At 61.0% G+C, this 17,291-nt stretch carries 26 protein-coding genes and 1 tRNA gene; 13 read left to right on the top strand and 14 right to left on the bottom strand.

All coding sequences use genetic code 11. The annotated features are described in order from the left end of the window. Positions 1-76 precede the first annotated feature (76 nt). Positions 77-427, bottom strand: coding sequence for a hypothetical protein (locus JV241A_RS12605; RefSeq protein WP_134062815.1), 351 nt, complete (start codon positions 425-427; stop codon positions 77-79). A gap of 158 nt (positions 428-585) precedes the next feature. On the opposite strand from JV241A_RS12605, the gene JV241A_RS12610 reads away from it, so the two are divergent. From JV241A_RS12610 to csrA, 8 genes are all read left to right on the top strand, one after another. Continuing rightward, positions 586-888, top strand: coding sequence for a DUF1883 domain-containing protein (locus JV241A_RS12610; RefSeq protein WP_115086988.1), 303 nt, complete (start codon positions 586-588; stop codon positions 886-888). A gap of 4 nt (positions 889-892) precedes the next feature. After that, the gene (locus JV241A_RS27445) at positions 893-1,063 is read left to right on the top strand and encodes a hypothetical protein (RefSeq protein WP_166675690.1); all 171 of its coding nucleotides are present in this window, start codon (positions 893-895) and stop codon (positions 1,061-1,063) included. A 28-nt stretch (positions 1,064-1,091) separates the two neighbouring features. Further along, positions 1,092-2,165 (top strand): nitronate monooxygenase, encoded by a 1,074-nt coding sequence (locus JV241A_RS12615; protein WP_115086989.1) that lies wholly within the window; start codon positions 1,092-1,094, stop codon positions 2,163-2,165. Positions 2,166-2,246: 81 nt separating this feature from the next. Continuing rightward, the gene (modA, locus tag JV241A_RS12620) at positions 2,247-3,005 is read left to right on the top strand and encodes a molybdate ABC transporter substrate-binding protein (RefSeq protein ID WP_134062817.1); all 759 of its coding nucleotides are present in this window, start codon (positions 2,247-2,249) and stop codon (positions 3,003-3,005) included. Continuing rightward, positions 3,005-3,685, top strand: coding sequence for a molybdate ABC transporter permease subunit (gene modB, locus JV241A_RS12625; protein WP_134062819.1), 681 nt, complete (start codon positions 3,005-3,007; stop codon positions 3,683-3,685). Before modA ends, modB begins: the two co-directional genes overlap by 1 nt. A gap of 2 nt (positions 3,686-3,687) precedes the next feature. Then, positions 3,688-4,776, top strand: coding sequence for a molybdenum ABC transporter ATP-binding protein (modC, locus tag JV241A_RS12630; protein WP_115086992.1), 1,089 nt, complete (start codon positions 3,688-3,690; stop codon positions 4,774-4,776). A 42-nt stretch (positions 4,777-4,818) separates the two neighbouring features. Further along, positions 4,819-5,832, top strand: a complete 1,014-nt coding sequence (locus JV241A_RS12635) for a DNA topoisomerase IB (protein ID WP_115086993.1) — start codon at positions 4,819-4,821, stop codon at positions 5,830-5,832. Between the two features lie 282 nt (positions 5,833-6,114). After that, on the top strand, positions 6,115-6,312 hold the full coding sequence (gene csrA, locus JV241A_RS12640) for a carbon storage regulator CsrA (RefSeq protein WP_010223936.1): 198 nt from the start codon (positions 6,115-6,117) through the stop codon (positions 6,310-6,312). Between the two features lie 78 nt (positions 6,313-6,390). On the opposite strand, the gene JV241A_RS12645 is transcribed toward csrA, so the two are convergent. From JV241A_RS12645 to JV241A_RS12655, 3 genes are read right to left on the bottom strand one after another with little or no spacing between them, the layout of a single operon-like run. Next, positions 6,391-6,762, bottom strand: a complete 372-nt coding sequence (locus JV241A_RS12645) for a response regulator (protein WP_115086994.1) — start codon at positions 6,760-6,762, stop codon at positions 6,391-6,393. Positions 6,763-6,781: 19 nt separating this feature from the next. Beyond that, entirely contained in the window at positions 6,782-8,227 is a 1,446-nt protein-coding gene (locus tag JV241A_RS12650; RefSeq protein ID WP_134062841.1) for an ATPase domain-containing protein, read from the bottom strand. Between the two features lies 1 nt (position 8,228). Continuing rightward, positions 8,229-9,395 carry a PAS domain-containing hybrid sensor histidine kinase/response regulator gene (locus JV241A_RS12655; RefSeq protein WP_115086995.1) on the bottom strand — a complete coding sequence of 389 codons (1,167 nt, stop codon included), beginning with the start codon at positions 9,393-9,395 and terminating at the stop codon, positions 8,229-8,231. A gap of 230 nt (positions 9,396-9,625) precedes the next feature. Between JV241A_RS12655 and JV241A_RS12660 the strand changes: the two genes are divergently transcribed. From JV241A_RS12660 to JV241A_RS12670, 3 genes are all read left to right on the top strand, one after another. After that, positions 9,626-9,820 carry a hypothetical protein gene (locus tag JV241A_RS12660; RefSeq protein ID WP_134062821.1) on the top strand — a complete coding sequence of 65 codons (195 nt, stop codon included), beginning with the start codon at positions 9,626-9,628 and terminating at the stop codon, positions 9,818-9,820. 170 nt (positions 9,821-9,990) lie between these two features. Beyond that, positions 9,991-10,075, top strand: a tRNA-Leu gene (locus JV241A_RS12665). A gap of 144 nt (positions 10,076-10,219) precedes the next feature. Next, positions 10,220-10,633, top strand: a complete 414-nt coding sequence (locus JV241A_RS12670) for a DoxX family protein (RefSeq protein WP_115086997.1) — start codon at positions 10,220-10,222, stop codon at positions 10,631-10,633. Between the two features lie 39 nt (positions 10,634-10,672). Here the strand turns inward: JV241A_RS12670 and JV241A_RS12675 are convergent, their stop codons facing one another. Both JV241A_RS12675 and JV241A_RS12680 read right to left on the bottom strand, forming a co-directional pair. Beyond that, positions 10,673-10,876 carry a hypothetical protein gene (locus JV241A_RS12675; protein ID WP_134062823.1) on the bottom strand — a complete coding sequence of 68 codons (204 nt, stop codon included), beginning with the start codon at positions 10,874-10,876 and terminating at the stop codon, positions 10,673-10,675. Between the two features lie 70 nt (positions 10,877-10,946). Beyond that, entirely contained in the window at positions 10,947-11,396 is a 450-nt protein-coding gene (locus JV241A_RS12680; protein WP_115086999.1) for an anti-virulence regulator CigR family protein, read from the bottom strand. Between the two features lie 108 nt (positions 11,397-11,504). Between JV241A_RS12680 and JV241A_RS12685 the strand changes: the two genes are divergently transcribed. After that, positions 11,505-11,747: a hypothetical protein gene (locus tag JV241A_RS12685; protein ID WP_115087000.1), complete on the top strand. Its 243-nt coding sequence runs from the start codon at positions 11,505-11,507 to the stop codon at positions 11,745-11,747. A 73-nt stretch (positions 11,748-11,820) separates the two neighbouring features. Continuing rightward, the gene (locus tag JV241A_RS12690; RefSeq protein WP_115087001.1) at positions 11,821-12,486 is read left to right on the top strand and encodes an SOS response-associated peptidase family protein; all 666 of its coding nucleotides are present in this window, start codon (positions 11,821-11,823) and stop codon (positions 12,484-12,486) included. Here the strand turns inward: JV241A_RS12690 and JV241A_RS12695 are convergent. The 8 genes from JV241A_RS12695 to JV241A_RS12730 form a co-directional block, all read right to left on the bottom strand. After that, a complete protein-coding gene (locus JV241A_RS12695; RefSeq protein ID WP_115087002.1) occupies positions 12,450-12,782 on the bottom strand; it encodes a hypothetical protein in 333 nt (110 codons plus the stop codon). The two genes, JV241A_RS12690 and JV241A_RS12695, sit on opposite strands and share 37 nt — an antisense overlap. Before the next feature lie 126 nt (positions 12,783-12,908). Continuing rightward, positions 12,909-13,196 (bottom strand): hypothetical protein, encoded by a 288-nt coding sequence (locus JV241A_RS12700; RefSeq protein ID WP_115087003.1) that lies wholly within the window; start codon positions 13,194-13,196, stop codon positions 12,909-12,911. 358 nt (positions 13,197-13,554) lie between these two features. After that, the gene (locus tag JV241A_RS12705; RefSeq protein ID WP_134062825.1) at positions 13,555-15,138 is read right to left on the bottom strand and encodes a sensor domain-containing diguanylate cyclase; all 1,584 of its coding nucleotides are present in this window, start codon (positions 15,136-15,138) and stop codon (positions 13,555-13,557) included. Between the two features lie 179 nt (positions 15,139-15,317). Beyond that, positions 15,318-15,530, bottom strand: coding sequence for a YceK/YidQ family lipoprotein (locus JV241A_RS12710; protein ID WP_115087006.1), 213 nt, complete (start codon positions 15,528-15,530; stop codon positions 15,318-15,320). Positions 15,531-15,613: 83 nt separating this feature from the next. Next, positions 15,614-15,970, bottom strand: a complete 357-nt coding sequence (locus JV241A_RS12715) for an I78 family peptidase inhibitor (protein WP_115087007.1) — start codon at positions 15,968-15,970, stop codon at positions 15,614-15,616. A gap of 63 nt (positions 15,971-16,033) precedes the next feature. After that, a complete protein-coding gene (locus JV241A_RS12720) occupies positions 16,034-16,477 on the bottom strand; it encodes a GNAT family N-acetyltransferase (protein WP_134062827.1) in 444 nt (147 codons plus the stop codon). Between the two features lie 35 nt (positions 16,478-16,512). Further along, entirely contained in the window at positions 16,513-16,707 is a 195-nt protein-coding gene (locus JV241A_RS12725) for a hypothetical protein (protein WP_115087131.1), read from the bottom strand. 158 nt (positions 16,708-16,865) lie between these two features. Next, on the bottom strand, positions 16,866-17,270 hold the full coding sequence (locus tag JV241A_RS12730; protein WP_115087009.1) for a hypothetical protein: 405 nt from the start codon (positions 17,268-17,270) through the stop codon (positions 16,866-16,868). Positions 17,271-17,291: the final 21 nt, after the last annotated feature.

The following is a 17,291-nucleotide window of genomic DNA, read 5'->3' on the forward strand; positions in this document are numbered from 1 at the left end:
AGTAGGCCTATACGCCGTGAGCTACAACGCAGAAAGATGGCGAGATGCCAGCTGAATCGGTTAGTTGCTGAAGAAATTACCCGGAGATGCAGCGCGTCGCCGCGGTCTTCACATCACCCAGGCGCAGCGGGAAATTATTCAACCGCTCATACAGCTTGATGCTGCTGCCGCTGCCACGCTTGTCGATATCCACCAGCGCGGCCGGGCCGGCACCCACCTTTTGCGGCACGACCAGGCGCAAACCGTCGTGGCGTTCCTCCACAGCCAGCTGCCCACGCGACTCACTCAACTGCTGCTGCACGCAGTTGGCATATTCCTGGGGTTTCTTGCCAGAAATCACATTGAGGGTTTCCGGGCTGCGCTCCAGCTCCGACACACTTACACAGCCACCCAGCGTTACTGCCAACGCTGCTACGACCCACTTCATCAAGCACACCTCCACCACGGAAAAAAGATATGACCACGCGCAGACCATTTCGCTCCCTTGATTGGCAGTTTTATCCTGGGCCTGGCACGAAGGCCGACAGTGTAACCGACATCATGGTATCGTTTTGATTTGCTGACAGATCCAATGCGGAGTGCAACATGAAATTCGTACACCAGCGCGAGCACCTCAACGAAGATGACATCGTGGTCATCCATTGCTCCCAGCGCTGCAATATCCGCCTGATGAACGACGCCAACTTCCGCAGCTTCAAGAACGGCGGCCGCCACACCTATCATGGCGGCGCCTTCGTCGACTTCCCGGCCAAGATCACCGTGCCCAGCACCGGCTTCTGGAACATCACTATCGACACCGTGGGCCCGCGTGCATTATCGGCAGTCACCAAGCCAACCTTCACCCACACGGTGAAGATCATCCGTCGTTCGTCGTCGAAACTGAGATAAGCCCATGAGCCAGACCACCAAGTTCGTGATCAAGTACAAGATCGATGGCGAGCAACGTTTCGACTTCGCCCAGTTGACCAGCGATGCTCCCGAGCAAGTGCAGGCAGCGCTGCAACAGCTCCACGGCGAAGACGCCAAGAAGATCACTGATATCAAGGTGAGCAAAGCGCTGTAAAGCCACCTCAGCACAAGGAACCCCAGGCATGAGCCAATGGCCGGACACCCGCCTCCTCGATCTGTTCGGCATCGAACTGCCGATCCTTCAGGCGCCCATGGCCGGCTCCACCGGTTCGGCCATGGCCATTGCCGTGAGCAACGCTGGCGGCCTGGGTTCACTGCCTTGTGCCACCCTGAGCCTGGAACAGATCCGCGCCGAGCTTCAAGCCTTTCGCGAGGCAAGCAACGGCCCGCTCAACGTCAACTTCTTCTGCCATCAGCCGCCCGAGCCAGACCCGGCCCGCGACGCAGCCTGGAAGCTGGCGCTCAAACCGTACTATGAAGAGCTGGGTGCCGATTTCGAGGCACCGACGCCGGTCTCCAATCGTGCGCCCTTCGACGACGCCACCTGCCAGTTGCTCGAGCAATTCAAGCCGGCGGTGGTCAGCTTCCACTTTGGCCTGCCCGAAGCCAGCCTGCTCAAGCGGGTCAAGGCCACTGGCGCCAAGGTGCTGTCCAGCGCCACTACGGTGGATGAAGCCCTGTGGCTGGAAGATCACGGCTGCGACGCAATCATTGCCATGGGCTATGAAGCCGGCGGCCATCGCGGGATGTTCCTCAGCAGCGACCTCAATACCCAGGTCGGTACGCTGGCGCTGGTGCCGCAGATTGTCGATGCGGTGAACGTGCCGGTGATTGCCGCCGGCGGCATTGGCGACCATCGCGGTATCGTCGCCGCCCTGGCCCTGGGCGCTTCGGCGGTGCAACTGGGTACCGCCTACCTGTTCTGCCCGGAAGCCAAGGTCTCGGCGGCCCATCGCCAGGCCCTGCACAGCGCCAAGGAAAGCGACACGGCAGTCACCAACCTGTTTACCGGGCGCCCGGCACGCGGTATCCGCACGCGAATCATGCGCGAACTGGGGCCCATGAGTGACCTTGCGCCCCGCTTCCCCCTGGCTGGTGGTGCGCTGATGCCGCTGCGGGCGATCAGCGAGCCGAAAGGCAACAGCGATTTCAGCAACCTCTGGTCGGGCCAGGCGCTACGCCTGGGCCAGGCCCTGCCGGCCGGTGAACTGACGCGCACACTGGCTGAAAACGCCCTCGCCCAGCTCAAACGCTGAAGCAGTACTTCCCGTTGGCCAGGCATTCGCTATATATTCACCTATATAACGAATACCCCTCAGCCTGTGGAGCTGTTTTTCATGAGTAAGTGCGCACCGCGTTTTGCCCTGGCCGCCCTGGCCACCTTCATGACCTTGAACAGCGCCTGGGCCGATGAGGTACAGGTGGCTGTTGCCGCCAACTTCACCGCACCGATCCAGGCGATTGCCAAGGACTTCGAGAAAGACACCGGCCACACGCTGGTTGCCGCCTATGGCGCTACCGGCCAGTTCTATGCGCAGATCAAGAACGGCGCGCCGTTCGAGGTGTTCCTCGCCGCCGATGACAGCACGCCGGAAAAACTCGAAAAAGAAGGCGACACGGTCAAGGGCTCGCGCTTCACCTACGCCATCGGCACCCTGGCGCTGTGGTCGGCCAAGGATGACTATGTCGATGGCAAGGGCGATGTGCTGAAGAAAAACCAGTTCAAGCACCTGTCGATTGCCAACCCGAAAGCCGCACCTTATGGCCTGGCGGCGACTCAGGTGCTGGACAAACTGCAACTGACCGAGGCCACCAAGGCCAAGATCGTCGAAGGCCAGAACATCACCCAGGCCTTCCAGTTCGTCTCCACCGGCAATGCCGAACTGGGCTTTGTCGCCCTGTCGCAGATCTACAAGGACGGCAAGGTCAGCAGCGGTTCGGCCTGGATCGTGCCGTCCAACCTGCATGAGCCAATCAAGCAGGACGCGGTGATCCTCAACAAAGGCAAGGACAGCACCGCAGCCAAAGCCCTGGTTGAATACCTCAAAGGCCCGAAAGCCGCTGCCGTGATCAAGTCCTACGGTTACGAAATCTGATGCCACTGGATGCCAGCGACCTCGGCGCCATCTGGCTGACCTTCAAACTGGCCAGCCTGACCACGCTGATCCTGTTGCTCATCGGTACTCCCATCGCCTGGTGGCTGGCGCGCACACGCTCGTGGCTGCGCGGGCCGGTGGGCGCGGTGGTGGCCCTGCCCTTGGTGCTGCCACCGACGGTGATCGGCTTCTACCTGTTGCTGGCCCTGGGGCCCAACGGCTGGATCGGCCAGACCACCGAAGCGCTGGGGCTGGGCACCGTGGTGTTCAGTTTCAGCGGCCTGGTGATCGGTTCGGTGGTTTATTCAATGCCCTTCGTCGTGCAACCCTTGCAGAACGCCTTCAGCGCCATTGGTCAACGGCCGCTGGAGGTGGCTGCGACCTTGCGCGCCAGCCCCTGGGACTGTTTCGTTCATGTGGTGTTGCCCTTGGCGCGCCCTGGCTTCATCACCGCCAGCATCCTCGGTTTTGCCCACACCGTCGGCGAGTTCGGCGTGGTGCTGATGATCGGCGGCAATATTCCCGACAAGACCCGGGTGGTGTCGGTGCAGATCTTCGACCATGTCGAGGCCATGGAGTACCTGCAGGCCCACTGGCTGGCCGGGGCCATGCTGGTGTTCTCTTTCCTCGTGCTGCTGGCGCTGTATTCCAGCCGCCGCGGCAAATCGGCCTGGAGCTGAGCATGGCAGCGATGATTCACGCCCGCTTGAAACTGGCGCGCGACGACTTCAGCCTGGATGTCGACCTGCAACTGCCCGGGCGCGGTATCAGCGCCCTGTTCGGCCATTCCGGCTCGGGCAAGACCACGTGCCTGCGCTGCCTGGCCGGGCTTGAGCGCGCGACCGAGGCTTACATCGAGGTCAACGGCGAAATCTGGCAGGACTCGCGCCGCGAACATTTCGTCGCCCCGCATCAACGCCCGATCGGCTATGTCTTCCAGGAGGCCAGCTTGTTTGCGCACCTGTCGGTGCTCGCCAACCTGACCTTCGGCTACAAACGCATCCCCGCCCAGCTGCGCAAGGTCAGCCTTGAGCAGGCCTGCGAACTGCTCGGCATCGAGCACCTGCTGGAGCGCAAGCCTGCGACGCTTTCCGGCGGCGAAGCCCAGCGCGTGGGCATTGCCCGGGCGCTGCTGAGCAGCCCGCAACTGTTGTTGATGGACGAGCCGCTGGCGGCCCTCGATGGCCCGCGCAAGCGCGAGATCCTGCCGTACCTTGAGCGCCTGCACAGCGAACTGGAGATTCCGCTGATCTACGTCAGCCATGCCCAGGACGAAGTCGCGCGCCTGGCCGATCACCTGGTGCTATTGGAACAGGGCAAGGTCCAGGCCAGCGGCCCGATCGCCGCCACCCTCGCCCGCCTCGATCTGCCCCTGGCCCAGGGCGATGATGCCGGGGTGATCATCGAAGGCCAGGTCAGCGCCTACAACAGCGACTACCAGTTGCTCAGCCTGCAACTGCCGCACAGCGACTTGCAGGTGCGCGTTGCCCACGAACCGCTGGCCGTCGGCATGCCGTTGCGCCTGAAGGTCCAGGCGCGTGACGTCAGCCTGAGCCTGGGCGCCGATCAGCAATCGAGCATCCTCAATCGCCTGCCGGTGACGGTCAGCGGCCACCGCCCGGCCGACAACAGCGCCCATGTGCTGGTCAGCCTGGACGCGGCCGGCACCACCTTGCTGGCGCGCATCACCCGCTATTCCGCCGACCAGCTCAAGTTGCATGCCGGGCAGTCGCTATGGGCACAGATCAAGTCGGTGGCACTGTTGGGTTGACGTTGCGGTCCATAGTACAAGCCCCGTCACTGGACCCGCGCCATGCCCGACACCGCCCTGCCCGCCGCCTTGCAGTATGTCGATGACACCCAGCCCGGCCTGCGCCGCAAGACGCTGCGCGGCAGGTTCGTCTACCTCGATGCACAAGGCAACCGGGTCACCGACCCGGCCACCCTCGAGCGGATCAAGGCCCTGGTGATCCCGCCGGCCTACACCGATGTATGGATCTGTGCCGACCCGCGAGGCCACCTGCAGGCTACCGGCCGTGATGCCCGCGGACGCAAGCAGTACCGCTACCATGCCGACTGGCGCAGCTATCGCGACAGCCACAAGTACTCACGCATGCTGGCCTTCGCCAGCCTCTTGCCCAAGGTGCGCCGGCAACTGGACAGTCATCTGGCGCGGCCGGGGCTTGATCGACAGAAGGTCATGGCCCTGGTGGTCAGCCTGCTCGACAGCACCTTGATCCGCATCGGCAATCGCCAGTACGCCCGCGACAACAAGTCCTTCGGTCTGACCACCCTGCGCAACCGTCACGTCAAGGTCAACGGCAGCGCCATCCGCTTTCAGTTTCGCGGCAAGAGCGGCATCGAACATCGGGTGACCCTGAAGAACCGGCGTCTGGCCAACCTGGTCAAACGCTGCATGGACCTGCCCGGCCAGGACCTGTTCCAGTACCAGGATGAACAGGGCCAGCGCCACAGCGTCGGCTCGGCCGACGTCAACGCCTACCTGCAGGAACTGACCGGCAGCGATTTCACCGCCAAGGACTACCGTACCTGGGCCGGCAGCGCCCTGGCCTTGAGCCTGTTGCGCCAGCTTGAGTGGCAGCCGGAGCAGGAAGCCAAGCGGCAGATCGTCGAGACCGTCAAACAGGTCGCCAGCCGCCTGGGCAATACCCCGGCAGTATGCCGGCGCTGCTATATCCATCCGGCGCTGCTGGAGCATTTCACCCTGGGCGGACTGGCCAAGCTACCACGGCCACGCACCCGCAAGGGGCTGGAGGCCGAGGAAGTGGCCCTGGCGTTGTTTCTGCAAAACCTCCCTGCCCCTTGAAAAGCCATTCAGCGAAACCCACCTTCACTATCATGCAGAGAAATTTCCCATATTCCTTCAACCCCCCTATGCTTGCGGGTATGAGCAGTACTCGCTGTTCGGGAGCGCTCATCCAGCCAATCGGCACCTGCGACTAAAGACTCACTACAGAATCTGTGTTCGGGGGAATTAATATCCGCCGAAAGCGTCTTTAATGAAGGGAAAGAGGGATGCACCCCCTGTGTGATCCCGGCTTCTGCGGGCTACGCCTGCAAGGCAACTTACGTTACCAAGGAGAAATACATGCTGATACTCACCCGCAAGGTTGGCGAAAGCATCGTCATCAACGATGACATCAAAGTCACCATTCTGGGCGTCAAAGGGATGCAAGTGAGGATCGGCATCGATGCACCGAAAGATGTACAGGTGCACCGCGAGGAGATTTTCAAACGCATTCAGGCCGGTAGCCCGGCACCGGAAAAAGGAGGCGACGAGCACTAAGTAGCCCCCAGCTCACTCAAGCCGCACGGATGCGCTTGATCCTGACCCTGACAACCCTCCAGGTTGCAGTCGCAGGTCTCAAGGCGCCTCAGGCGCGCCAACCAGTTCCTTCACTTTGGCAATCAGTTGATCGATGTCGAAGGGTTTGTCGAACACGGCAGCGAACAGCCTGGGATTATCCCGCCCCTTGTGAGCCTGTGCCCCGCTCATCAATATGATCGGCAAGGCCTGTAGCAGCGGCTCTGCACGAATACTGACGGCCAGTGCCTCGCCATCCATCACCGGCATCATGTAATCGGTGATCACCAACTCCACTCGTTTGCCTTTCAGCAAGTCCAGGGCCTTTTGCCCATTACCGGCCAGTTCCACGTCGAAACCTTCGTCCTCCAGGGCCCAACCCAGGATATTGGCGATCAGGTACTCGTCGTCGACGACCAGAATGGTACTCATGGTGTTGCCGGCCCCATTCTCATGATCCAGGCACCTGCGAGGGCGTCCCGGACATCACCCCCGTGGCCTGGGAAAAGGCCTTTTGCAGATCGATACCGTGGTCGCTGATGATCAGTTCCAGCAGCGCCGGATCGTAATAGCTGTCGCGCACCTTGAGGATCGACAGCAATCGCTTGAGCTCGGACTCCATCTCGACAAAGCGCATCAACAGCAGGTTGTCGACGATGCTCGAGAGGTCGGGCGCCGGTGCGTTGATTTCCGAACCGAAGATATCGCGCATTTCCCAGGTGGCCAGGACACTGACGTCACGGGCGCGCAGCTCGCCGGTCAGGGCGCGAAAGAATTCGTTCAGCCGCATCGGATTGCTTGCCAGGCGGGTGAAAGCACCGAGGCTGTCGATCAGCACACGCTTGATGTTGTGCTGCTCGACCAAGCGCAGCAAGCGCATGCCGACATCATCAAGCACGCCTTCGGTAGTCGGTTGCCAGGCAATACGCAAGGCCCCGGCGCGCTCCATGGCGGTAAAGTCGTAGCCCAGGGCGCCGGCCTTCAGGCGCAGGCGATGCGGCGTTTCATAAAAGCCGAAATGCAGACCGGGTTCTGCGACTGTCGCCGCGCCCAGAAAGCTCACGCCCAGGGACGTTTTACCGATGCCCGACGGGCCCATTGCCAGGGTCACCGAGGCAGCGGGCAGCCCGCCTCCGAGCATGCTGTCAAACACCGGCACGCCGCTGGGGACGCGGGTCAGCTCGCCCGTGCCAGGCCCGGTCGGGTGGCTGTACAGCGACTCCAGGCGCGGGTACACCTGGATGCCGTCCTCGGTGATTTCACACTCGTGGATACCCGACAGGGCGCCGCTGCCGCGGGTCTTGCGCAACTGGATGCGGCGCACCGAGCGGCTGCCGAACAGCTCGTCACCCAGTTCGATGACACCATCGACCATGGTGTGTTCCGGGCTGCCATCGTCCAGCCGCGAGCTGGTCAGAAACAGCACGGTGCAACCGGCAAACGCCGCATGGCCATGCAGCTCGGCGATGAATTTCTTGGTGTCCAGCGGGGTTTCCGCCCGCGAGCGGGCATTGAGCAGGCCATCGACGATCAGCAGGCTGGCCTGATGGCGGCTGATTTCCCCGCGCAGCAGTTTCACCACTTCGTCCAGCCCCTCCTGCTCCATGGTGTCGAAAGCACTGACGAACTGCAGTTGCGCGCCGATTTTCGCCGGATCGAAAAAGCTCAAGGTCGACAGGTACTGGAACAGACGCTCGTGGGACTCGCTCAACAGCGTCGCCACCAGCACCCGTCCGCCATGCGCCACATGGTTGAACGCCAACTGATTGGCCAGGATGGTCTTGCCTGAACCGGGCCGCCCTTGAACGATATAGGAAGCACCGACCACCAGCCCGCCCTTGAGCAGTTCGTCGAGCCCGGGGATACCAGTGGCGAGGCGTTTGAGTGGTTCCACGATGCTATGCACCTCCGTGTTCAGGGACGGGGTCAATGGAGGCTGTGTACACCGGCAGGTAGACACTCATGCAGGTACCCTTGCCCGGCTCGCTGCTGACGCTGACCGCGCCATTGCTCTGCTTGGCAAAACCATAGACCTGGCTCAGGCCCAGCCCGGTGCCCTTGCCAAAGCTCTTGGTAGTGAAAAAAGGCTCGAAGATGCGCGGCAGCACCTTGCTGTCGATGCCGCGGCCGGTGTCGCTGATGCTGATGCAGACAAAGCGCCCCACCAGGCCCTCGGGGCGGCCTGTAAGCGTGCAGTTTTGCGCCTGCATGCTGATCAGCCCCTCGCCGTCGATGGCGTCGCGGGCATTGAAGATCAGGTTGAGCAATACCATCTGCAACTGCCCGGCATCGACTTCGACATCCCACAGGTTGTCGGCCAGCAGCACCTGCAGTTCCACCGACGCGGGCAGGGTCTGGCCGAGCAGCACGCGCGTCGACTCGATCAGTTCCGGTACTTTGACGCGACCGAACTTCAAGGCCTTGTGCCGGGCGAAACTGAGCAGTTGCTGGGTCATCTGGCTACCGCGCTCGCCCGCATCGAGGATGTGTTCGAGCAGGCGCTGGGTACGTTGCGGGTCTCGGCTGTTAAGGGCCAGGCGAGCCGAGCCGATGATGATGGTCAGCAGGTTGTTGAAGTCATGCGCCATGCCCCCGGTCAATTGCCCGAGGGCTTCAAGCTTTTGCGACTGGAACAGCTGGGCGCGCATTTCATCGAGTTGCAGTGCGGCCTCGCGGCGGTCGGTAATGTCGCGGGTTATCTTCGCCAGCCCCACGACTTCGCCATCGGGTGCCCTGATCACGTCCAGCGCCACCAGCGCCCAGAACAGCGTGCCGTCCTTGCGCATGCGCCAGCCTTCATCCTGGGCTCCGCCAGTACTCAAGGCACGCTCAAGCAGCCAGTCCGGCTTGCCGTCGGCACAATCCTGAGGGGTGAAGAACATCGAGAAATGCTTGCCGATCACTTCATCGGCACGGTAGCCCTTGATGCGCTGTGCGCCGGCATTCCAGGACACCACGTGACCTTCGAGGTCGAGCATGTAGATAGCGTAATCAACCACCGTTTGTACCAGTTGCTCGAAGCGACTGGCATGCATCACATGAAGTTCGGAGTCGGATGAGACCATGGCTGCCCCACGAAGCCGTAGATGGCTTGTCTGGATATGACAGCATACGCTGCAAGCGATTCCCTGCGCTGGTCTAAAACTTAGTCGGATTCTTCAGGCACTGCCAGTCGACGGCGTGGTGAAAGCAACAGTGGCCCAATGACAGCAAGGAATCAATTGCTCTATAGTCGCCCGGCACTTCAGACCTGCCACCTACCTCGAGGGAACGACGCGTGGCCGCAGACCTACGAATGAAAGCTATCCATGATGACCTGCAGCACACCGCCGCCGACCTTGAGCGGGTGTCGCTCGACCTGCGCGGGCACGTGCTGTACCTGCAGCACTCGGTACACCAGGCTGACGCCGCCGCAGTGCTGGGTAGAATCGCGGGCCTGCAATCGTCGGTGGACGACTTGCGCGGCGTCGCCGATACGATCAGCTACTGATCACGAACACTGCGTGGCGCTGGCGGCGACTGCGACATACTGAATGACGGCCATTGCCGATTTCGGCACGGAGGCGCCGTCCAGAGCCCTGCACGCGGTTGACTCGAATATAACGATGGGTTATAAAGCTCGCTCGATTGAGGGAGCAAATGCATTTTCCTCAACCCAGTGCGAGTGTGGTGGAATTGGTATACACAGCAGACTTAAAATCTGCCGGCGTGAGCCTTGCGGGTTCGAGTCCCGCCACTCGCACCATCTTCTGAGAAGGCGCCTTAGCGGCGCCTTTTTGCTGTCTGGCGTTCGCCCAAACAACCCTTATGCCCTTTTTATGCTGGGCTGGCCGCAAATCCTTCCGGCAACTGCTAAGGTAAAATTGCCCAACAACAAAGGAAGGCCGCCATGCGCTATACCCTGTTCGACAACCAGCGCGACGTCATCATCCTGCTGGCGCGGATACTGCTGATGATCCTGTTCGTGATGTCTGGCTGGAGCAAGCTCACCGGCTTCGACGGCACGGTTGACTATCTGGCATCCCTGGGAGCTCCGGTGCCAACAGTCGCAGCTGCGGTGGCGGTGGTGATGGAGTTTTTTGTCGCCATCATTCTCATCCTCGGCTTCTACACTCGCCCGCTGGCCTTCCTGTTTGCCCTGTTCGTGATCGGTACCGCCGTTATCGGCCACCCATTCTGGAATATGGTCGACCCGGCCAAGGCGGCCAACACCGTGCAGTTCTTCAAGAACATGAGCATCGTCGGCGGCCTGCTGCTGCTGTCGGTTACCGGTGCCGGGCGCTTCTCGGTGGATGGGCGTTAACCCGCAACCGCCTCCAGGCGCCAGCGCCGCTGCTGGCGCCTAGAGGTCGTCGAGGGTGTCTACGCCTTCATCCCAGAATGCATCGTCATCACCTGCACAATCGCTGGCATTCGGCTCGTCGTCATCCTGCGGATCGAACAACGGGTTGACCTCTTCCTGCACTTCGTAATCATCCTCGGCGAAGTCATGGTCGAGCAAGTGATCATGCTCAGGTTCGTGAATGTCCAGATCGTCGTCGTTCATTGCAGGGCCTGCCTTGCCGGTGTGGGGGGCGCCTGTATAAGCGCACTCTGCCCCGCCGTCAACTACGGTTTCAATCGAGCACGTGAGTCAGCACTTCGTAGATGATGCCGGTGGCGATCGCTACCAGAATCAGGTCGGTCCCGGCCTGGCGCCATTCGTAGCCATCGTAGTGCGGCAGCCTGCCGATCAGGCGGTCATCGAGCTTTTTCGCGATGCCGGGTGGCAGGGGTTTGCCGCGCGCCAGGTTCTTGCGTACACCCGGGGGCAGGTCGGCGCCACGACTCCAGTAATCGGGATAGCCCAGCAGCACATTGATGACACGGCTGCGATCGATGGCCGGGCCATGACTCCATTGGTCAGCGCTCTTGCCACCTTTCTGGCTGGCACCCTGACCACCCTGCTTGCCCTGGCCATGCCCCGGATTACCTTTGCCATTGCCCGGATCGGCAACAGCGCCAAGTGAACCGAGTGCCAGGCTCAACGAGGTGGCGACGACAACCAGCAAGCGCGATCTGAACATGATGATGTGCTCAAGAATGGGACATCCCACATCAGCTTAGACGTTGTGCAGGCACAAGGTTCCGTGACAGGGTAATGGCACCAGGGACGGGCAAGCCAAGGAGCGACAATGAAGTACCTGCTGATTTTCATCGCCAGCTATGGCGCGACATTCTTCGTGGTCGGCTCGATCATCGAGGCCCGCTTGCATGACCTGGCCGAGCACCTGCGCTATCGCGAGCGGGCGCCGACCAAGGCGCAATACCTGCGCGAAGTTCGCGCCAGCGTGCAACGTTCGAAGTTCGAAGCCTGCGCCTGGCTGGGCACATTGTTGGCTCTGGTGGTATCGCTCTTGGTCTGGGTGCTGAGCTGACCGTCGCAGGAGCGGGCTTGCCCCCCGATAGCGTCTATCCTCCACCGGTAGGCACCTCGCGGAGCTTCGCAGCATGTGCGGCAGGTTATCCCAATACCATGGCATCCACGATTTCGTCGAGGCCCTGAGCATGCCCGGCGCCCTGGTCAACAGCGTCGGTGATCAGCCGCTTGGCCACTACAACGTGGCGCCGACCACCCGCGTGGCGCTGCTGCATATCGAGGCTGACATCCTCCACGCCGACCTGCTGCCCTGGGGCTGGCGCCCGCACTGGGCCAGGGATCGCGCCGCCCCCATCAACGCGCGGGTGGAAAAGGTCGCCCATGGCGCCTTCTTCCGCGCCATCTGGCCACACCGGGCCATCGTGCCGATCGACAACTGGTTCGAATGGGTCGATGAAGGCGGCCCGAAAAAGCAACCCTACCTGATCCGCCGCGGCGATGGCCGCCCTGCCCTGTGCGCCGCGATCGGCCAGTGCAGCGGCGAGCATGCGGGGTTCGTCATCCTCACGGCTGACAGTGAAGGCGGTCTGCTCGACGTGCATGACCGCCGTCCAATCGTGCTGGCGCCGGCTTTTGCCCGGCAATGGCTGGACCCGGCCACCGCCGGCGAACATGCCGAGCAGATGGCCTTGAATCTGGGTGAGCCGGCAGCGCAGTTCGAGTGGTACCCGGTCAGCGCTGCGATCGGCAATGTGCGTAATCAGGGCGCCGAATTGATCGCCCGCATCCCGGGGTAGTGGCTGATGGCAGGTAGCTCATTGAGTTCGATGACGTCGGCGGCAATTGCGCGACAACGTTTTACGCCCCAGATGATCGCCCGGGTCAGGGTGACTTCATCGAGATGGTCGTGATACTCCTCCACGATGGGTAGACCGGCACTGGTGTAAACCCCGAGAAACAACTGAGTGCAACCGCTGCGCGACAGCCGCGCCTTGACATCAAGTGTGATTCCCGACTCCAGCGATTCTTCATGCTCCTGGCTGTGCAGTTGGCAGTCTGCCCAAGCCCAATAGTGTGCGCCTCTGTACCTCATTATTATTTTCCTTGTGAGTCGGCAGCACACGAAAGATATATAAAAAAAGTATGAAACAGAAGAACTCAATTAGGTGTTGGACAGTGTGCAATAGAGCCAGTCGCTATAAAGCAGGCAGGCACAACTTCACATCAGCGACAGATACCATCCAATAAAGGCGATCAGCCCTATCGCCTGCAAAATCAATAGCGTACCGGCACCTGCCGGCTTCCCGGCGAGCACCCAATAAGTGCCGACCAGCGGCAGGCACAAACCATTGGTTACACCCAGGGTAAATATTGCCAGCGCGCGTCCAAGGCTGGGAAAAGGACCTCCAGGGGCTAACAGAAAAAACACGAAAATGCCGCCACCTATTGCCGCGACAATGATCGCGGCCAATGCAAACAAGCGTTGCGCCAGAGAAGGGTCGTCCATGATCAGTCCTTTGCATTTACGAGGCGGGCATCTTACCCATGCGTTGGCGTTTTATCACGCACGGCCCCATCAACGCGCTCCAGGCAGCCGACTGCCTAGTCGTTGGGCAACGGCATATCCTTGTCGTCGGGATACTGTTCCTCATTGTCGCCCTCTTGCCAATCGCCTGGGCGCTCCTGCGGAATAACCTGAGGCCGGGTCAAGGGATCGTATTCTTCGTCAGGCTCAGATTCGGGCCGTGGGGGTATTTGCATCGAGACATTAGGCATAAGCACCTCGGTTGCAAGGCACAGGAGGTCTGGGCCGTATTCATTCGAGCGGTACGCTGTGGGCAGCGTGCCGTTCGAGCGACGAATGGCTAGAGCTTGGAGCTCGCCCGCCCTTCGCCCAGGCCGTCAACCAGGCACCAACCGTTGCGGCCCTTGTCCTTGGCCAGGTACAGCGCCGAGTCGGCCGCGCTCATCAGCATGTCTGCGCCAACCGCCTCCTTGCCCGGGTAGCCGAGGGCAATGCCGGCACTGGCGGTCACCCTGCCCGAGGGGCTTTTCACATGCTCGATGTGCAACTGGCGGATCGCCTCGAGAATGTCCTCGACAATCCTGCTGGCCCCCGCCGCATCGGTGTTGGGCAGCAGCAGGGTGAACTCTTCGCCACCGTAGCGCACGGCCAGGTCGCCGGGACGCTTGAGGCTGCCCTGAATGGCAGTGCCTACGGCGCGCAGGCAGTCATCCCCGGCGGGATGTCCATAGTTGTCGTTGTACCGCTTGAAGTAGTCCAGATCCATCATCACCAGCGCCAACGGATACCCCTGACGCCTGGCCCGACGAATTTCCTCAGCCAGGGCAGTGTCCAGCCGCCGGCGGTTACCCAGGCCCGTCAGGCTGTCGCTCAACGCCAGGTCACGGACCGTCTGGTGTGCACGTCGCAGCGCGGTCTCCATCACGATTCGCTCGCGCAGTTGCCTGAGCACCAGGGCGCCGAAACCGCTCAAGCCCACCAGCAACAACAGCAAGACCATGGCGGTCTTGATCAGATCATCACGCCAGGGGCCAATGATCGAGGCCCGGGAGAGCCCGGCTTCGACCACCAATGGATAGGCGTCCAGGGCCTTGTAGGCATACAACCGCTGGGTACCGTCGACCACTGCGGTGGTTTCGACCACGCCCTCGGATGAGTGCGGCAGGTACTCCTGGAAGATCTCGCTGCCGGCCAGGCTGCCGCCAATCACCCGCTCGACAAAAGGCCGGCGGAGCAGGATGGTGCCGTCCCGTTTGGCCAGCACCAGCGCGCCACGGTCATCGATCTTGAACGCACCGTAGAACTCGACGAAATAATCGACCTTGACGGTGCCCAGCAGCACCCCGAAAAAAGACCCGTCGGGGTTATCGAGGCGCCTGGAAACGGGAATGATCAACTCGCCGGTAGAGCGGCTTTTCACCACGGCGCCGATGTATACGCCACGGTCCACATGGGTGCGGTGATACTCGAAATAATCGCGGTCGGCGTTATTGGCATTGGTCGGCGTTTCGCTCTTGTCGGTGACGATCCAGTGACCGTCCGAGCCATACACAAACAACCCGTGCAACTGTGGCATCAACACCGCCTGCTGCTTGAGCAGCCTGTGCAGCCGCGGAATATTCATCCGCGCAAAGCCGTCACCTTCAAGCCGCTCGCCAAGCATCGCGGTCACCACATCGACCTGGCGGATAGCATCTTCGGCATGCTGGGCGGTGGCGCTGGCAAGGTTGGTCACCGAGTCATGGGCGCTGGCAAAGGCGTGCCGGTAGTCGCGCCAGATCCGCCAGCCTTCAATGCCGACGAACAGCAGCACGACCACCAGCATGAAACTCAGGATCAGGCGGAACAGTGGCGCCGAACGCCCTTCGCGTGGCGAGAACGATTCTGCGGCTTCGTCCCCGTTCAGGTCATCGGATGGGTGCATACAGGTCCCTGTTCCATAAAACTCCCACCACTGTGATAAACCACCTCCAGACTGTCCAACAGCGCCTGGCGTTTAACATAGACCACCGGGACGTGCTCACCTAGGGCAAGCATGCAAAAAAGCCCCACAGCGCCATGAGCCTGAGGCCTTCACTTGACTGGGAGGGGAAATGTTACCTTTCAGAGCCAGCAAAAAGGCAGGGAAGCGGTATCCGCCACAAGCGTGAAAGGCAGGTCGACAAGCACGAATGGCCCGATGAATTGCGCGAGCTGGTACTCGGTTTCCAGCCCGCCATAGCAATCGTATGAACGGTCGCGATTGCCGACGGCGGCCAGCCAGGCGCAGCCGTTCAGCTGTGAAAGGGCGACCATCAAGATGAGTTTACGTACCACGCAATGTCCTTATCGCTATTGAGCTGTCGATACATAGACGCTGCTATAACCGGTGAGTCACCTAAGCCCTGCACCGGCACGCGCTAACCGCAGAAGGCTGCAAAAATCCGGCGCTGTCCATTCACCTCAAGATTCAGCCGATCGGGTACGTAACTCAGGTCGCGACCGGGCGCCGACAACACACGCACCGAACTGACACCCGATAACATCTTGGCAATCAGCAGTACTTCCTTGCCCACCTCCTGGCCGAACAAGATCTGGACGGGCTCTGACGAGCACTCCTGCACATCGCTGGTGTAGGCACTGGAATCATCGGTAATGGCGTCTGTGAGTTCGACGATCACCACGCTGAACACCAGCCAGCCGACCAGCGCCAGGGCGAGCCCGAGAATGAGGGTGGGGAGCGCGTCGAGCACACTTCGTGCTGCACTGTTGTCCATAAAAAGAGAGCCTTGAAAGTCAGCTCAGACCGAATAGACAAACTCAAGTTCCCTGGCCGCAGGTCAACCGCGAATGCGTTTGAAGTAGACCAGCTCCGGGTCCTGCTCATCGAGGTTTTCGATGACGCCACTGGGCACAAAACCGGCTTTCAGAATAAGCCTGCGCGACGGCAGGTTGGACTGGTTGGTCGAGATGAACAGCTTTGCTGTCTTGCACGCCGCTTCGGCTGCGGCAAGAAGCTGAAAAGCTACACCCTGGCGCCGATGAGCAGGGGCAACCACCACCAGGGCAACGAAACCGTAATCAAAAAAATGGTAGGTCAGCACCACATAGCCGATCACAGCCCCTGAACAAAGCGCAACCAGGCACTGGTGCTTGCCGATGGACTCTTCAAGAAAATGCCCACGCCCAGGGTTAGTACTGGCGTAGGTATCGAATGCGAGCATTGCGCTCAGGTCGTCGGGCGTGGCCTGACGGACAAGGGTCAGCTCTTGTGTTGCGCTCATTCGGCCTCCTGCCTGGATGTGAACCAAACCTGATTCTACCGCTGGCCCAGCAATGCCGCATTCGCTTGACGGACCATAGCCACCCACTCCCCCGGGCTGACCAGACCGGACTGCTCGAGCTGCTGCGCTGCCACCAGAGCCTGGTCGTAATCAGCCTCCTGCAAAGTACCTTCATCCAGGAAGCGGGCCCTCCACTCCAGAATCGCCGCCATCCCTTTCTTCGTCTCCATTCCCGCCCCCACGTGCACTGAAAACAGGTGCGCGACCGGGTCGCCACCTGAGCGGCGGCGAGATTACAGGAGAACGATAGTTTTGAGAATGCTTCGTAATACCGTTTGTCGTTGAAAGCCCTGCAACCCTTCGCTACCAGCACAACGACAAACAGCCACTAGCCCCGCGCGCTCCTGCGTTGTTCGAGGACAACGGCCAGCACCGCCAGCACAATGGCCAGCGTGTAGGCAAACAGGCCGAGATTGATCCCCAGGATCATCTTCTCTGAACCGTCGCTGAGCACCATCGATCCACCGTAACCATCGCGCAACCAGTACGCGATCAAGAAGCCACCGGTGACGAACAGGGTGAGCAGGCTCGCAAGTTTGAGATGGTCTTTGATCCACACCAGCCAGACGCTATAAACGCCAATTGCGGTGTTGGTAAACAGTTGCCAGGTTTCATGTAGCCGCGCGTGAGGCTCCCACGCCGGGTTGAAAACGTGAGTCTGGTTGACCTCAAGAAGAGGAACCACAACGGCGTAAAAGACGATGCCGATCGTTACCAGCAACTTCGCAAGCATTACAAACCTCCTTGTCTGTAT

The organism is Pseudomonas sp. JV241A (assembly GCF_900275665.1).
In the GTDB taxonomy this organism is placed as follows: Bacteria; Pseudomonadota; Gammaproteobacteria; order Pseudomonadales; family Pseudomonadaceae; genus Aquipseudomonas; species Aquipseudomonas wadenswilerensis.

Coding starts and splice junctions, on each gene's coding strand:
- JV241A_RS12605 (WP_134062815.1), bottom strand. CDS start 427: ATGAAGTGGGTCGTAGCAGCGTTGGCAGTAACGCTGGGTGGCTGTGTA.
- JV241A_RS12610 (WP_115086988.1), top strand. CDS start 586: ATGAAATTCGTACACCAGCGCGAGCACCTCAACGAAGATGACATCGTG.
- JV241A_RS27445 (WP_166675690.1), top strand. CDS start 893: ATGAGCCAGACCACCAAGTTCGTGATCAAGTACAAGATCGATGGCGAG.
- JV241A_RS12615 (WP_115086989.1), top strand. CDS start 1,092: ATGAGCCAATGGCCGGACACCCGCCTCCTCGATCTGTTCGGCATCGAA.
- modA (WP_134062817.1), top strand. CDS start 2,247: ATGAGTAAGTGCGCACCGCGTTTTGCCCTGGCCGCCCTGGCCACCTTC.
- modB (WP_134062819.1), top strand. CDS start 3,005: ATGCCACTGGATGCCAGCGACCTCGGCGCCATCTGGCTGACCTTCAAA.
- modC (WP_115086992.1), top strand. CDS start 3,688: ATGGCAGCGATGATTCACGCCCGCTTGAAACTGGCGCGCGACGACTTC.
- JV241A_RS12635 (WP_115086993.1), top strand. CDS start 4,819: ATGCCCGACACCGCCCTGCCCGCCGCCTTGCAGTATGTCGATGACACC.
- csrA (WP_010223936.1), top strand. CDS start 6,115: ATGCTGATACTCACCCGCAAGGTTGGCGAAAGCATCGTCATCAACGAT.
- JV241A_RS12645 (WP_115086994.1), bottom strand. CDS start 6,762: ATGAGTACCATTCTGGTCGTCGACGACGAGTACCTGATCGCCAATATC.
- JV241A_RS12655 (WP_115086995.1), bottom strand. CDS start 9,395: ATGGTCTCATCCGACTCCGAACTTCATGTGATGCATGCCAGTCGCTTC.
- JV241A_RS12660 (WP_134062821.1), top strand. CDS start 9,626: ATGAAAGCTATCCATGATGACCTGCAGCACACCGCCGCCGACCTTGAG.
- JV241A_RS12670 (WP_115086997.1), top strand. CDS start 10,220: ATGCGCTATACCCTGTTCGACAACCAGCGCGACGTCATCATCCTGCTG.
- JV241A_RS12675 (WP_134062823.1), bottom strand. CDS start 10,876: ATGAACGACGACGATCTGGACATTCACGAACCTGAGCATGATCACTTG.
- JV241A_RS12680 (WP_115086999.1), bottom strand. CDS start 11,396: ATGTTCAGATCGCGCTTGCTGGTTGTCGTCGCCACCTCGTTGAGCCTG.
- JV241A_RS12685 (WP_115087000.1), top strand. CDS start 11,505: ATGAAGTACCTGCTGATTTTCATCGCCAGCTATGGCGCGACATTCTTC.
- JV241A_RS12690 (WP_115087001.1), top strand. CDS start 11,821: ATGTGCGGCAGGTTATCCCAATACCATGGCATCCACGATTTCGTCGAG.
- JV241A_RS12695 (WP_115087002.1), bottom strand. CDS start 12,782: ATGAGGTACAGAGGCGCACACTATTGGGCTTGGGCAGACTGCCAACTG.
- JV241A_RS12700 (WP_115087003.1), bottom strand. CDS start 13,196: ATGGACGACCCTTCTCTGGCGCAACGCTTGTTTGCATTGGCCGCGATC.
- JV241A_RS12705 (WP_134062825.1), bottom strand. CDS start 15,138: ATGCACCCATCCGATGACCTGAACGGGGACGAAGCCGCAGAATCGTTC.
- JV241A_RS12715 (WP_115087007.1), bottom strand. CDS start 15,970: ATGGACAACAGTGCAGCACGAAGTGTGCTCGACGCGCTCCCCACCCTC.
- JV241A_RS12720 (WP_134062827.1), bottom strand. CDS start 16,477: ATGAGCGCAACACAAGAGCTGACCCTTGTCCGTCAGGCCACGCCCGAC.
- JV241A_RS12725 (WP_115087131.1), bottom strand. CDS start 16,707: ATGGAGACGAAGAAAGGGATGGCGGCGATTCTGGAGTGGAGGGCCCGC.
- JV241A_RS12730 (WP_115087009.1), bottom strand. CDS start 17,270: ATGCTTGCGAAGTTGCTGGTAACGATCGGCATCGTCTTTTACGCCGTT.